At 64.9% G+C, this 13,423-nt stretch carries 18 protein-coding genes; 9 read left to right on the forward strand and 9 right to left on the reverse strand.

The features are described from left to right. Nucleotides 1-120: 120 nt before the first annotated feature. The 3 genes from ybeY to K7H93_RS03785 all read left to right on the forward strand — a co-directional run bounded on the left by ybeY (nt 121) and on the right by K7H93_RS03785 (nt 2,530). Nucleotides 121-603: an rRNA maturation RNase YbeY gene (gene ybeY, locus K7H93_RS03775; protein ID WP_230782557.1), complete on the forward strand. Its 483-nt coding sequence runs from the start codon at nt 121-123 to the stop codon at nt 601-603. Nucleotides 604-627: 24 nt separating this feature from the next. Beyond that, nucleotides 628-1,566 carry a hemolysin family protein gene (locus tag K7H93_RS03780; protein WP_230782559.1) on the forward strand — a complete coding sequence of 313 codons (939 nt, stop codon included), beginning with the start codon at nt 628-630 and terminating at the stop codon, nt 1,564-1,566. 79 nt (nt 1,567-1,645) lie between these two features. Next, on the forward strand, nt 1,646-2,530 hold the full coding sequence (locus K7H93_RS03785) for a LysR substrate-binding domain-containing protein (RefSeq protein ID WP_230782561.1): 885 nt from the start codon (nt 1,646-1,648) through the stop codon (nt 2,528-2,530). 78 nt (nt 2,531-2,608) lie between these two features. On the opposite strand, the gene K7H93_RS03790 is transcribed toward K7H93_RS03785, so the two are convergent. Beyond that, on the reverse strand, nt 2,609-3,070 hold the full coding sequence (locus K7H93_RS03790) for a peptidylprolyl isomerase (protein ID WP_054526160.1): 462 nt from the start codon (nt 3,068-3,070) through the stop codon (nt 2,609-2,611). Between the two features lie 117 nt (nt 3,071-3,187). On the opposite strand from K7H93_RS03790, the gene mgtE reads away from it, so the two are divergent. After that, nucleotides 3,188-4,648: a magnesium transporter gene (mgtE, locus tag K7H93_RS03795; protein WP_230782562.1), complete on the forward strand. Its 1,461-nt coding sequence runs from the start codon at nt 3,188-3,190 to the stop codon at nt 4,646-4,648. A gap of 50 nt (nt 4,649-4,698) precedes the next feature. On the opposite strand, the gene K7H93_RS03800 is transcribed toward mgtE, so the two are convergent. From K7H93_RS03800 to K7H93_RS03815, 4 genes are all read right to left on the reverse strand, one after another. Beyond that, a complete protein-coding gene (locus K7H93_RS03800) occupies nt 4,699-5,088 on the reverse strand; it encodes a hypothetical protein (RefSeq protein ID WP_230782563.1) in 390 nt (129 codons plus the stop codon). A 244-nt stretch (nt 5,089-5,332) separates the two neighbouring features. Continuing rightward, entirely contained in the window at nt 5,333-5,890 is a 558-nt protein-coding gene (locus tag K7H93_RS03805; protein WP_230782564.1) for a gamma carbonic anhydrase family protein, read from the reverse strand. A gap of 37 nt (nt 5,891-5,927) precedes the next feature. Next, on the reverse strand, nt 5,928-6,317 hold the full coding sequence (locus K7H93_RS03810; RefSeq protein ID WP_230782565.1) for a PaaI family thioesterase: 390 nt from the start codon (nt 6,315-6,317) through the stop codon (nt 5,928-5,930). A 3-nt stretch (nt 6,318-6,320) separates the two neighbouring features. Continuing rightward, complete coding sequence (locus K7H93_RS03815; RefSeq protein ID WP_054523689.1) at nt 6,321-6,770, reverse strand: YiiD C-terminal domain-containing protein; 450 nt, start codon at nt 6,768-6,770, stop codon at nt 6,321-6,323. A gap of 235 nt (nt 6,771-7,005) precedes the next feature. Here K7H93_RS03815 and K7H93_RS03820 point away from each other — a divergent pair, with 235 nt between their 5' ends. From K7H93_RS03820 to K7H93_RS03840, 5 genes are all read left to right on the forward strand, one after another. Continuing rightward, nucleotides 7,006-7,452 (forward strand): TetR-like C-terminal domain-containing protein, encoded by a 447-nt coding sequence (locus K7H93_RS03820; RefSeq protein WP_230782566.1) that lies wholly within the window; start codon nt 7,006-7,008, stop codon nt 7,450-7,452. Between the two features lie 40 nt (nt 7,453-7,492). Continuing rightward, a complete protein-coding gene (locus tag K7H93_RS03825) occupies nt 7,493-7,882 on the forward strand; it encodes a DUF1489 family protein (protein ID WP_230782567.1) in 390 nt (129 codons plus the stop codon). Between the two features lie 66 nt (nt 7,883-7,948). Then, a complete protein-coding gene (locus tag K7H93_RS03830; RefSeq protein ID WP_010234413.1) occupies nt 7,949-8,194 on the forward strand; it encodes a hypothetical protein in 246 nt (81 codons plus the stop codon). A gap of 148 nt (nt 8,195-8,342) precedes the next feature. After that, nucleotides 8,343-8,687, forward strand: coding sequence for a DUF4168 domain-containing protein (locus K7H93_RS03835; RefSeq protein ID WP_054523685.1), 345 nt, complete (start codon nt 8,343-8,345; stop codon nt 8,685-8,687). A 178-nt stretch (nt 8,688-8,865) separates the two neighbouring features. Then, nucleotides 8,866-9,888, forward strand: coding sequence for a restriction endonuclease (locus K7H93_RS03840; protein WP_230782568.1), 1,023 nt, complete (start codon nt 8,866-8,868; stop codon nt 9,886-9,888). Between the two features lie 18 nt (nt 9,889-9,906). On the opposite strand, the gene K7H93_RS03845 is transcribed toward K7H93_RS03840, so the two are convergent. The 4 genes from K7H93_RS03845 to K7H93_RS03860 form a co-directional block, all read right to left on the reverse strand. Then, nucleotides 9,907-10,194 carry a hypothetical protein gene (locus K7H93_RS03845; RefSeq protein ID WP_230782569.1) on the reverse strand — a complete coding sequence of 96 codons (288 nt, stop codon included), beginning with the start codon at nt 10,192-10,194 and terminating at the stop codon, nt 9,907-9,909. A 255-nt stretch (nt 10,195-10,449) separates the two neighbouring features. Next, nucleotides 10,450-11,133 (reverse strand): DsbA family oxidoreductase, encoded by a 684-nt coding sequence (locus K7H93_RS03850; protein WP_230782570.1) that lies wholly within the window; start codon nt 11,131-11,133, stop codon nt 10,450-10,452. Further along, the gene (gene nudC, locus K7H93_RS03855; protein ID WP_230782571.1) at nt 11,130-12,035 is read right to left on the reverse strand and encodes an NAD(+) diphosphatase; all 906 of its coding nucleotides are present in this window, start codon (nt 12,033-12,035) and stop codon (nt 11,130-11,132) included. Before nudC ends, K7H93_RS03850 begins: the two co-directional genes overlap by 4 nt. Further along, nucleotides 12,028-13,341, reverse strand: coding sequence for a serine hydrolase domain-containing protein (locus K7H93_RS03860; RefSeq protein WP_230782572.1), 1,314 nt, complete (start codon nt 13,339-13,341; stop codon nt 12,028-12,030). The genes nudC and K7H93_RS03860 overlap by 8 nt, the downstream gene beginning before the upstream one ends. Between the last annotated feature and the right edge of the window lie 82 nt (nt 13,342-13,423).

Raw genomic sequence — 13,423 nt, forward strand, 5'->3', positions numbered from 1 at the left:
AGATGATCACGCGCGCGCCCTCCCTTGAGCCCTCCTCACCCGGACTTCGCAGGCGGGCCGTTTTTTCGGTCCCTGGACTGTGTGTCAGGTGTGTCAGGCGCTCGCCTTGCGGAGGCCGTCATGGAGCTTGAGATCGACGTCGAGCACTGGCCGGATGGCGAATGGCACGCGCTGGCGAGCCGCGCGGCGGATGCTGCCGCTCGGGTCGAGCCCGCGCTGGCCAATGCTCGGCTGGAGGCGAGCATCCTGTTCACCTCGGATGCGCAGGTTCACGAATTGAACCGCGACTGGCGCGAGAAGGACAAGCCGACCAACGTGCTCAGCTTCCCGATGCTGGAGCGCGACGAACTGCTCGATCTCGCACCCGTTGGCCCGCCCGCACTGCTGGGCGACATCGCGCTCGCGCATGAGACCTGCGCACGCGAAGCGGCCGAGAAAGGCATCGCGCTGGAGGCGCATGCGAGCCATCTGGTGGTCCACGGCCTGCTCCATCTCGCCGGGCTCGATCACGAAATCTCGCCAGCGGACGCACAGGAAATGGAGGCGCTGGAGGTGAAGGCGCTTGCACTGCTGGGCCTGCCCGACCCATATGGTGACGCTTGAGAAACAGGAGAGCATTTCAGGGCCATGCCCGAAAACGATAGCGACAAGTCTGCTGGCGCGGGAGACGCGGACAGTAGAGGCGGGCTCTGGCTCGCCATGCGCAAGTTCTTGAACGGCCAAGGCAGCGAACGCAGCCTGCGGCGCGAGATCGAGGACGCAATCAACGAACGCGATCGCGAGGAGGGCGAGGAAGAAGCCCACGGCGGCGATTCGCACGACGACGGCGATCTCTCGCGCGAAGAGCGCGAGATGCTGCGCAATCTCCTCCATTTCAGCGAACACGATGCGGACGACGTGGCGATCCCGCGCGGCGAGATCGTCGCGGTGGAAGCCGGTGCCTCGTGGGAGGAGCTGCTCGAGGTGTTTACCGAACACGGCCATTCGCGCCTGCCGGTCTATCGCGAGCAGCTCGACGAGGTGATCGGGATGATCCACATCAAGGACGTCTTCCCATACCTCACCGGCGGCAAGCCGGCCCCGTCCGAGTGGACGACGCTGATGCGCCAACCGCTCTACGTGCCGCAGAGCCGCGGTGCGCTCGACGTGCTGGCCGACATGCGCGCCAAGCGCATGCACCTCGCGATCGTGGTCGACGAGTTTTCCGGCACCGACGGGATCATCACGATCGAGGATCTGGTCGAGGAGATCGTCGGCGAGATCGAGGACGAGCACGACGACGAGCGGGAGGACTGGATCACCCCGATCGGCGACGGCGTGTGGGAAATCGACGCCCGGGCCGAGCTGGAGGATATCGCCAAGCGGATCGACCCGGCACTCGCCGAAGTCGAGGAATCGGTCGATACGATGGGCGGCCTGACCTTCATCCTCGCCGAACAGGTGCCGCAGGTCGGCACCAGCGTGGAGCATCCCAATGGCTGGACGATCGAGGTGATCGAGGGCGACGAAACCCACGTGAAGAAGGTCCGCCTGCACGCGCGCGAGGAGGCCAGCGAGGAGGAGTAGCGGTGTCGCCTGCTTCGCTACGCCTATCCGCGCAAAATAGGGCTTTTGCGCGCCCCAGCATCCTGCCAAGGTCGCCTTGATGGTCAACCGCCGCCTCCCTCCGTTGCGCTCGCTCGAAGCGTTCATGCACACCGTCCGTCTGGGCTCCGCCCGTGCGGCGGCGAACCAGCTCGGGCTCAGCCCCTCGGCGCTCAGCCGGCGGATCGCCACGCTGGAAGAGTTCATCGGCAAGAAACTGTTCACCCGCGCCCGCCAGGCGATGCAGCTGACCGACGAAGGCGCGGCATTTCACGAGGCGGTGCTGCCGCATTTCGAAGCGCTCGCCCGCGCGGTGGAAGGCCAGTCGGAAAGCACCAGCCTGCTGCGCCTGCACCTGGGCGTCCTGCCGCTGTTCGGCACCCAGCGGCTGTTCCCCCGCCTTGCCGAGCTGCGGCGGCTGCACCCGATCCTGCATATCGACATCGACACCGGCCCCCATCTGGAAGACCGGGTGGGCGATACGCTGGACGCGGCGATCATCCTCTCGAACCGGCCCAGCGCCGGCTTGCACGCGGTGCGGCTGGACGAGAACAAGGTTCACGCGATCACCAATGCCGAACTGGCGGCGACGCTGGGCGACACGCCCGACGCCGGCCTGCTGGCGCGGCAGACCTTCCTGATCCACAACGGACTGCCCGAAAGCTTCACCGCGTGGAAGGCGGCGCTGGATCTCTCCGATCTGGAGCCTGCCGCGATCGATCACTATGATTCGGGCCAGCTGATGCTCGCCGCCGCGGCGCAGGGTCTGGGCATCGCGATCATGCACGACGACCACCGCCGCCGCGCAGCCGACAACCGGCTGGTCAACCTCTACGACGCGGAGGTCGAGAGCCCCTATTCCTACTGGTTCGTGTGCAAGCCCGGCGCGCTGGAAGAGCGCCCCGTGCGCATGTTCCACGACTGGCTGGTCAAGGCAGGACTCTAGGCAAAGAAAAAGGGCCCGCCTCGCACGGAGGGGGGCCCTTCTTCTCATTGCGCCGCTCCGGCGCCGTTCGAAGCGGAGTTACGAAACGCTCGCCTTCACGATCTTGCCCGGCTGTGCGGGCGGCTCGCCCTTGGGCAGCGCGTCGACGTGGTCCATGCCGCTCTCGACCTGACCCCACACGGTGTACTGCCCGTCGAGGAATTCGGCGTCGTTGAAGCAGATGAAGAACTGGCTGTTGGCGCTGTCGGGCACCTGGGTGCGCGCCATTGAGCAGGTGCCGCGGGTGTGCGGTTCGGAATTGAACTCGGCCTTCAGGTCGGGCTTGTCGCTGCCGCCCATGCCGGTGCCGGTAGGGTCGCCGCCCTGCGCCATGAAGCCGGGGATCACGCGGTGGAACACCACGCCATCGTAGAACCCGTCCTTGGCCAGTTCGGTAATCCGCTCGACATGGCCGGGCGCCAGGTCGGGGCGCAGCTTGATGACGACGTCCTTGTTTTCGCCGTCGCCGGTGTCGAGCGTGAGGGTCAGTTTCTCGGCCATGGGGAATCTCCTTGCAAATTTGCCTTGCCGCCCGGCTAGCGGCAGCGCGCGCGCCTGTCACCCTGCGCGGCGTCTCGCGCTTGCTTTTGCCCCGCATCCGCTTAGGGGCGCAAAGCCATGAGCGCCGATCCTCTCCTCGACGAAACGATCGCCCCTGCCGGTCTGGCAGCCGAGGAGGACGCCCACGAAGGGGGCCGCCCCGACGACCGCGTCGACGACGAGCGGCACGACGAGGAAAACCGCCTCAAGCCCGAATATCTCCGCGCGGTGCGCACCGCGCTGGAGGAAGACCGGCGCGGCGAACTGTACGAACTGGTCGAGCCGCTGCATCCGGCCGACGTCGCCGACCTGCTCGAACTGCTCGACAATGACCAGCGCGCCGACCTGACCATCGCGATCAGCGACCTGATGACCAGCGAGGTCGTCGCCGAGCTGAACGACTGGGTTCGCGAAGAAATGATGGAGGGCATGCCCGCCGAGGCAGTGGCCCTGATCGCGGAGCAGCTGGAAACCGACGACGCGGTCCAGATGATCGAGGACATGGGCGCGGACGAGCGCGAAGCCGTCCTCGCCGAGATGGACGCGGAGGACCGCGCCGCGATCGAAAGCGCACTGTCCTACCCGGAAGAGACCGCCGGGCGTCTGATGAGCCGCGAATTCGTCGCGGTGCCCGAGCATTTCACCGTCGGCGACCTGATCGACTACCTGCGCGTCCACGGCACGCTGCTGGGCGATTTCTTCGAAGTCTTTGTGGTCGACGAGGCGCATCATCCGGTCGGCACCTGCGCGCTCAGCTGGATTCTGACCACCCCGCGTCAGGTCGCGCTGACCGATGTGATGAAGCGCGACCAGACCGTGATCCCGGTCCTGATGGATCAGGAAGAGGTCGCGCTGATGTTCCAGAAATACGCGCTGATTTCCGCCGCGGTGATCGATTCGACCGGGCGGCTGGTCGGCCAGATGACGGTCGACGACGTGGTCCACATCATTTCCGAAGAAGCGGGCGAGGACGCCCTGCTGCTCTCGGGTGCGGGCGACGGCGACATCAACGAGCCGATCCGCGAGGCCTTCTCCAGCCGCGTGCGCTGGCTGGTCGCGAATCTGGGCACCGCGCTGGTCGCCTCGCTGATCATCGCGGCTTTCGGTGCAGCGATCGAGCAGCTGGTGGCGCTCGCGATCCTGATGCCGATCGTCGCCAGCATCGGCGGCAATGCGGGCACGCAGACGATGGCAGTGACCGTCCGCGCGATCGCGACCAATCAGCTGACCCGCGCCAACACGGGCAAGATATTGCTGCGCGAAATGCGCGTCGCGATCCTCAACGGCGTGACGATCGCCGTGCTGGTCGGCATCGCCACCGCGCTGGTGTTCGACTGGAAGCTGGGCGGCGTGATCGCGCTGGCGATGGTCATCAACGTGGTGACGGCCGGGCTGGCGGGCGTGCTGGTCCCGGTGCTGTTCGAACGCGCCAAGCAGGACCCGGCGGTGGCATCGTCGGTATTCGTGACGATGGTGACCGACTCGATGGGGTTTTTCGCGTTCCTCGGGCTCGCGGTGGCGAGCGGGCTGGTGGGGTAGTGGGCCGAGAGGGCTGCAAAATTCCGGTCAGCTAACGGCAGCTTTGCGGTTCAGCGCTTAAATAGCCTAAACGTTGGGACCCCACTTGAGATCACGTCAAGGCAGCCCGAGCCAGTCAGGAAACGATAGTGTTTCGGCGAGCCTACTACTTCGCGCCAAGCTCCAGATTGCGCTTTGAAAAACGGGTCACCCTCAACTCGATATGCGAAGTGGTGCGGAATCAATCCAACCCAATCGTCTGGGCCGCTCTCGGTGCTTAATGGGAACTCGTCCAGCATACGAACGATGACATCTGATCCAAGGAAGCTCACCTCTAAGAGCCGGTCGTCATCCGATGTTGCGAAGGTTGCGGTTTCGCGGAGCCAATCAAAAGACAGCAGATCTGCGTCGTCCGCGTTTTTCCAAGGAGCTTTGCTCTCGATTGGGAAATATTCGATCATCCAAACGGGTTAGCGCTTAAAGCAGTCGAGCGCCACGCCCTGGTGTACCCGCCTTCCACGACGATGACTTCACGAGGCAATTGGTAGAAGTATGGTCCCGACTTATAATGCCATCGTCACCCCGGATTTGATCCGGGGTCAAGCTTCCTTCCAGCGGAGCACCCGAAGCAGCCTTGCCCCGGATCAAGTCCGGGGCGACGGGTCGCTGGCGCTCAGCCTGACCAGCATCCCATTGCCGAGCACATCACGGGACAGCCCCGCCTCCCATCGAGGCCAGCGCTGCAATCTCGTCCTCGCCGAGACAGTCCCGCCCCTCTGCGAACGCACGCGCGATCATCCCGTAGAAGCGCGCGTTGAACAGGTTCGCCGCACTGTTGTCGCGGGTCGCCACCAGCTTTGCGGGCACCCCGGCGATAACGCTGTTCTCCGGAAACACCTTGCCTTCGTTCACGATGCTGTGCCCGGCGACGATGGAATTGGTGCCGATCTCAGCGCCATCCATAATCGTCGCGTTGATGCCGATCAGGCTGCGGTCGCCGATCGTGCAGCCGTGCAGCGTCGCGTGATGGGTGATCGAGCAATCCTCGCCCACGATCGTCCCATCCCTCGCGCCGACATGGATCATCACGAAGTCCTGGATATTGCTCCGCGCCCCGATCCGCACCTCGTGCATCTCGGCGCGGATCACGGCGTTGGTCCAGATCGACGCGCCAGGGCCGACAGAGGTCCTGCCATAGAGATGCGCGCTGTCATGGATGAAGGCCGGTGCGTCGAGGCGAACCGAAGGGCCGATATGTCCCATCGCAAATGCACTCCGTCGAAGAGATTGGGGGGCGCGGCTAGAGCACGAGCTGGGTCTGCGTCACCACGGCGACGGGTTTGCCATCGGTCCGCGTCATCGTGGTCTGCCACACCGAAATCCGCCTGCCGATGGAGAGCGGTTTCGACACCGCCGTGACCCTCTCCCCGATCTTCGCCGCGCCCAGGAAGTTGGTCTTGCTCTCGATCGTGGTGGTCCCCTTCGCCCCCTCGGGCAAAGACACGAACGCCCCGACCGCACCCATCGCGTCGGCAAAGGCCATCACCGCGCCGCCGTGGATGATGCCGCCGGTGGTGCAAAGCTCGTCGCGGACATCGAGATAGCCCTCGATCGCTTCGGACGTGGCGCTGGTGATCTCGACGCCGACCAGCCTGGCGAAGGGCATGGAATGGGCGGGGTTGGCCGACATTGCTCAGCGCCCCTTCGACACGTGCCACTCGACACGCATTGCACCGACCTCTTCGCCGCTCTCGTCCGCCAGCGAGACCTCGACAGGGAAGCGGACCTTCCCCTGCGCCTCGAGCTCTTGAAGCAATCCCGACGCCTGCTGCCCGATCTTCGCGCGGGCCGTGATCGGCCCCTTGGCGATCTTCGAATACCGAATGGTCGACTCCGCAGCGACCGGGCGGACCTGCATCAGCACGGGCATGAACGCGCCCGCCATCGCTCCGCCCGATGCCGCCTCCGCCAGCGTGAACAGCGCCCCGGCATGCTGCGAGCCGATGTGGTTCCTGGTGTGCGGCTGCTCGTCCAGACGCGCGGTGGCGGTGCCCTCGCCGACCTCGACGATCTCGACACCGACATGATTGGCGAAAGGAACGGTCTTGCCCAGCTGCTCGCGCAAGAGATCGAAAACCTGCATGGTCACTCCTATATATCCAGTGGATACATTGAGAGCCCATGCGAGCGATTCTGTCAACTGCGCGTCGTGCGGGAGGCGGTTTGTCATCCCGCACCCCCTCGCTTATCGAGGGCCGGAAGACTCGCGGAGAGACGGGATTACTGCGCGCACGACATACCACCACGGCGATCTCAAGGCCGAAGCGCTGTGGGCAGCGCTGCGTGCGATCGAAGCCGGTGACGGAAACGTGCCGAGCATGCGCACGCTCGCCGAAACGCTCGGCGTGGGGCACCGCGCCTTGTACAACCACTTCGCCGACCGTGAGGCATTGCTTGCCGCGATTGCCGCCGAAGGCTTTGCGAGGCTGGCGGAAAGTCTCGGCACCGCACAGGACGAGCGATCGCATCTGCGGGCCTACATCGATTTCGCGCTGAAGCACCCCGGCCTCTATGCGGTGATGATGGAGCGCCCCTATGCCAGCTTCAACGACGACGCCGCGCTGTCCGCTGCGGTGGACGAGGTCATCGCCGCATCGCTCCATGCGATTGCGCGGGACGGCGACGATCCGGATACGCAGCGGCGCGACGTGATGCGGGTGTGGATGCTCGCCCATGGCGGCCTCGCGCTTCACCGGGCGGGCGCGCTGAAAATGCGCTCGGATGCCTCGTTTGCCGAGGAGCTGATGCGCATCGCGTTCCGCTAGGCAACTTGCCCCGGCACGACGCCGCACCTACCTCACCCCCATGCCGCTCAACCTGACCAAGATCGCGTTCGGCGCGCAGTCTTTCTCCGACCTCGAAAGCTGGTACGCGAACCGGCGCAGCCCCAACCTCACCACCCGCTATCGCCCGACGCGGTGGGAAGAATGCATCGGCGGGTCGCTGTTCTGGATCCACCAGCACAATCTGGTCGCGCGCAGCGAAATCCTCGGCTTCAGCGAGACCGATAATGGCCGCTGGTCGATCGATCTCGAACCGCGGCTGATCCCGGTCTACCCGCAGCCCAAGCGCGCGCACCAGGGCTGGCGCTACCTAAAGGGCGAGCCCCCTCGCGATCTGGCGGAAGGCGAGGAGGTCGGCGACGTGCTGCCCGGTGCGCTGGCGACCAAGCTGCAACGGCTCGGGCTGATCTAGTCGCGAGTTTCGGAAAATCGGAACGCTACCCTGCCCCTAACCATTGAAGGGGAAAGGAGAATTTTTATGCCCGAACGTCAGAGCCGCCATCCCGACAACGAACTGATCGACCGGATGACCGAAGACGAAACGCCCGACCAGCAGGGATCTGCCGGTGGCGACGTCAACACCCGCGTCGGTGCCCGCGCCGATGTCAACCGCGCGACCGATCCTGACAATCGCGAACCTACCGTTGGCTCGGACAATCCCGAGCAGGACGCTCGCAAGGGCGAGAAGACAATGCGGGCGATCAAGAACGGCAATCAGGCCTGATCGCTTTTTCGGGTGGGGCGGCGCTTTTCCCTCTGGCGCGCCCCACTCGTCCAAACTCATTCACGGCCCGGCGCGCTATGGTTGAGCTGCGGGCCGGTCGTCACGAGGTGCGCGCCCGTATCGATTTTCACGAACGGGAGACATTCTCATGAAGCTTCTACTCAGCACGATCGCCACCGCATCCCTCGCCATCGCCGCGCAGCCCGCGCTGGCCCAGCAGGCAGAGGCACCCGCCGCCACGGAAATGGCGCCGGTTTCGGACTCCGAACTGGAGAACTTCATCATCGCCGCGTCGATGATCGGCAATCTTCAGCAGAATGCCGAGATGGAGAAGGCGGAGAAGGATCAGAAGGCGATTCAGATCCTCTCGCAGGCCCAGCTGACGCCGACACGCTTCAACAGCATCGGCGCTGCGCTCCAGACCGACAAGAACCTGCAGGCCCGCGCCGAGCAGGCCGTGACCAAGCTGCGCGCACAGCAAGCCGAAGGATGATTACCCGCCTACAGAAAGCCCCGCCCGCGATGGCGGGGTTTTTTGTGCAAATTTACCGAGGGCGATCGCGTCCGGCACACTGTCCCACAGCCGAGTGACATTGGTCCGCAGATCGGGCTAACCTGGCCTAGACTAGCGTGTCCGCCACCGGGCCCGCGCAAGGACCGGAGGGAACCAAGTGAGCAAGGTCTGGGGCATCCATATGCCAGAGTGGGTTGGCGACGATCCCATCGATCATGGTTACGCCTGCCTGGGCTGGCCGGATGTGGGAGACATCTTCGCGTTTCCGCCTGACCGCGAAGCTTACAAATCAGCCCTGCAACAGGCCTATCCGGATAAAAAACCGGGCGCGATTCCCGTCGATGCGGGCACCCTCTACCGCTTTGCGCACGAGGTGCAGAAGGGTGACGTCATTGTCTATCCCTCGAAGCACAACCGGATGGTCAACATCGGTCGCGCCACCGGGAAGAAATGGCACAGGACCGGCAACACCAATGGTGGCGAGGATTTTCCAAACTTCATCGGTGTCGAATGGATGGCGCAGTTCCCGCGCAGTGACTTCAACCAGACCGCGCTGAACGAGATTGGGTCTTTCATCACACTGTTCCGGGTTCGCGAAAATGCGCCGGCATTCGAAGCAAAGATCGACCCGAACAAAGCACCGACGCCTTCGGATCCCGACGTGGATGAAGCGATCCCCGATGACCTTGCCACGCAGAATGCCTCGCAGCTTGCCGTCGAGAACACCCAAGACTTCGTCGTAAGGCGTATTACGACAGGCTTGTCAGGCTACGAATTCGAGCATTTCGTTGCACATCTGATGGAGTGCATGGGCTACACGGCAAGGGTATCGGAAAAGTCCGGCGACGGCGGCGTCGATGTTATCGCGCATACCGACGAACTCGGTTTTCAGCCGCCGATCATCAAGATCCAGTGCAAGCGGCAAACGGGCCAGATTGGCGAGCCTGACGTCAGCCAGCTACTGGGCACGCTGGGCGAAGGGGAATTCGCTCTCTTCGTCACCCTCGGTTCGTATAGTCGTCAGGCCCGGGTCCGCGAGCGGAATACACCGCGCCTGAGGCTTCTCGACGGCGAAGAACTGGTCCAGCTAATTCTCGAACATTATCCGCAGCTCTCGCCGCGCTACCGCACAATGATTCCCCTTAGACAGATCTACGTACCGGACCTGATTTCCGACTGAGTCCGCCGTGCCGGTAACCTAATCCTTCCCCAGCCATGGTGCTTCGACGCTCCAGAAGATCACGTCGACGCCCAGATAGTCGCGCGCGAAGGCGACGAACTCTTCGCGGGTGAACTTCTGCCCCGTCTCGGGGTTGGTGTAGGTCAGCGTCGGCTCCTGGATCGCCATTGCGATCAGCGGCAGATCGTCCTTGTGGCGATTGAAGAAGGGGTAGCTGTTTTTCGTGTGCGCGCGCTTATGCGGGACGATGTCCGGCCCGCCCGTGCCGATGCCCTGCTCCACCGCGAGCGCGAAGGCGCGCTCCATATAGCGGTGGTCGTTGTTCCACTCGCAGGGCCAGAAATTGATGGGTCCGTCTCGATCGCGCTGAAATCGTACTCGCCCTTCTCGGGTTCGAGCATCCGCCACGGATAGACGACCTGCGCGCCCTCGATATCGGGGCGGTCGAGCAGGTCGAGGTGCTCCGCCAGTTCGCCGGTGTAGATGAAATTGCGCGGTTCGTCGGCGGCAGCGGGGCTGGCCGCAAGAATGCCGAGCCAGCACAGCAGCGCCAGCGCGATCCTAGCCCGCATCCGCCACCTTCTCCGCCACCCGGCGCAGCGTATCGGCATAGGCCTCGGCAGGCTGGGCGCCGGGGATCAGGAACTTGCCCGCAACCACCATTGCGGGGACGCCGGTGATGTTCATCTCGTACGCCCCGCGTTCCTCGGCACGGACCTTGGCGGTGTACTCCTCGCTTTCGAGCGCGGCTTGCGCCCCTGCCCGGTCGAGCCCGGCTTCCTCCGCAATATCGAGCAGCACATCGGCTTCGCCAATCCGGCGGCGCTGGTTGAAATGCGCGTGGAACAGCGCGAGCTTGAGCTGCGTCTGCTTCTCAGGCCCATGCTCTTCCAGCACCCATGTCAGCAGCTTGTGCGCGGCCAGCGTGTTCCACATCATCGCGGGCGGAGCAGGCTCGCCGCCCTCATAATCGAGCGACACGCCCGCGCGCTGCGCCGCCTCACGCATCTGGTCCTGCACGCCGCGCGACTGTTCCATCGTGCGGCCGTACTTGCGCGCGATATGCGCGGTGCGCTCTTCGCCCTCTTCGGGCATATCGGGGTTGAGCTCGAACGCGTGCCAGCGGACCTGCGCGTCGATCTCGCCATCGAGCTGGTCCAGCGCCTGCCGCAAGCCGCCCCAGCCGACGAGGCACCACGGGCACATGACATCGGACCAGATGTCGATCGTAAGCGTCTGCGTCATTGGGCGATCCACCAGCGGAAGAGTTGATGCGCGATCGTGTGCGGCGGAGGCGCGACGATGGGTGCGTCGTCGCGCCCTGCCAGTGCGGCCTCCACCTCCTCGCGGGTGAACCAGCCGGCCTCGGCCAGTTCGGTCTCGTCGAGCGTAATCGCGTCGTCGTCCGCATAGGCCATGCAGCCGAGCATCAGCTGGCTGGGGAAAGGCCACGGCTGGCTGAGGATGTAGGAAACGTCGCGCACCACCACGCCGGTTTCCTCCAGCACCTCGCGCGCGACGCCTTCCTCGATCGTTTCGCCCGGCTCGACGAACCCGGCGAGCGCGGAATAGCGCCCCTCCGGCCAGCCCAGCCCGCGGCCCAGCAGCAGCTTGCCGTCATATTCGACCAGCATGATCGTGACCGGGTCGGTGCGCGGGAAATGCTGCGCGCCGCAGCCTTGATCGGTGTCGCAATTGCGCTGCCAGCCGCCCTTGGCGACATGCGTCGGGTGGCCGCATTGCGCGCAGAAGCGGTGCCGCGCGTGCCAGTCGATGATGCTGCGCGCGCCGCCGTACAGCGCCAGCTGGTCGGGCGTGAGGCTGGTCATCAGCGACCATAGTTGCGGGTTGGCCATGCGCGGGCGGGCATCGCCCTGCGGCGGAACCGCGGCGAAACACGCTTTCTCGCCCCCATCCGCCCGGTCCAGGCCGAGGAACACAAACTCGGCATCCTGCGGCGCATCGGCCAGCGTGCCCCACGCCAGCCGTCCGCCGTCATCCATAGAAGGCATCAGCCCGTCGAGCAGCAGCAGCCGCGCCTTCCAGTTCATCATCCCGGCCAGCGCATCGGGATCGGCGCGCATGTTGTCCGCCCGGTCGAGCGGAGAGCCGGAGAAAGCGATCGGGTACGCGGTACGATCAGCCATTGGTTGCGGCGGCCAGATCCTTGCGCACCAGATCGGGGAATTCGCCCTGGATGGGGTAGGCCTCGCTCGGCATGTACTGGGCGAAGAACCCGGCGCGCAGGCCCGATGCGAAATCGACGAAGGCCGCAGTGCCCGCAGCGCCGCCCCAGCCGAACGCCTTGTCGACCACGCGCCCGCCAGCGCCGAAGCCCTGCCCTTCGACCCACGATCCGGCGAGATCGACCGTGCCGGGCAGGATGTTCGAGGTGCCGATATTCACCGCAGCCTCGCTCAGCACGCGGGTGCCGTCGATCATGCCCTTGCCCAGCAGCATGCGCAGGAAGCGGTCGTAATCGTGCGGACTGCTGACGAGGCCGGCCCCGCCGAAGGGGAAGGCAGGCTTGTCGAGGTAGATCGAGGTCGCCGCCGGGTCGATCGGGAACATCTGCCCGTTGAGGATGCCGTAATTGGTGGTCAGCCGCCCGACTTCGCTTTCCGGCACGGTGAAGAAGGTGCTGGTCATCCCGGTCGGGCCCAGGATCACGTCGTGCATCACCTGATCGAACGGCTTGCCTTCGACCACTTCGATCACCCGACCCATCAGGTCGAGCCCGACCGAGTAGGACCACTTCGTACCCGGCTGATAAACCAGCGGCACGGTGGCAAGCCGGTCGGCGAAGAGCTCGAGGCTTTCGGCAGGTTCGATCGTCGGGATGCCGGGGATCGGCATCCGGCTGACCTGACCGGGGGCGAGGCCCAGCCGGTAGTATTCATCCTTGAGCGCGCCCTGCTGGATGATCTGGTAGCCAAGGCCGGAGGTGTGGGTCAGCAGCTGGCGGATCGTGATCGGGCTCTTCGCCGGTTCGAGATTATCCTCGCTGATCGCGCCGTCATATTCCTTCTGCACCTGCATCTGCGCGAAGGCGGGCAGGATGTCCGACAGCGGCTGGTCGAGCGCCATCTTGCCTTCGGAGATCAGCTGCATCGCGACCATCCCGGTAATCGGCTTGGTCATCGAATAGATGCGGTAGAGCGAGTTGAGGTCGGCCTTCGTGCTGCCGCCCAGCGCCAGCGTGCCGCCGCCGACCGAGTGGGCATGCGGATCCTGCTTCCTGCCCAGTGCGGCGATCGCATTGGCGAGCTTCTTTTCGGACAGGTATTTCTCGATCTCGGCGGAGAGGTGCGGCCATGCCTCGCTGACATCGTGGGCGAACAGCGCGCTGCCGAAAGGCAGGCTCGCGAGCATCGATCCGCCCGCGAGATAGGCCCCGCCTCGCAGCAGGCCGCGACGCGACAGACCGCTGTCCGTAAATTCCCGATAGGCCATCTCTTGTCTCCGCTAATCCGTTTCGCGGCAAAACTTAAAGCCCGCCCGTCTGCCGTCAATCGCGCATTTTCTGTCTTGCCAG

The organism is Citromicrobium bathyomarinum (assembly GCF_021021475.1).
In the GTDB taxonomy this organism is placed as follows: domain Bacteria; phylum Pseudomonadota; class Alphaproteobacteria; order Sphingomonadales; family Sphingomonadaceae; genus Alteriqipengyuania; species Alteriqipengyuania bathyomarina.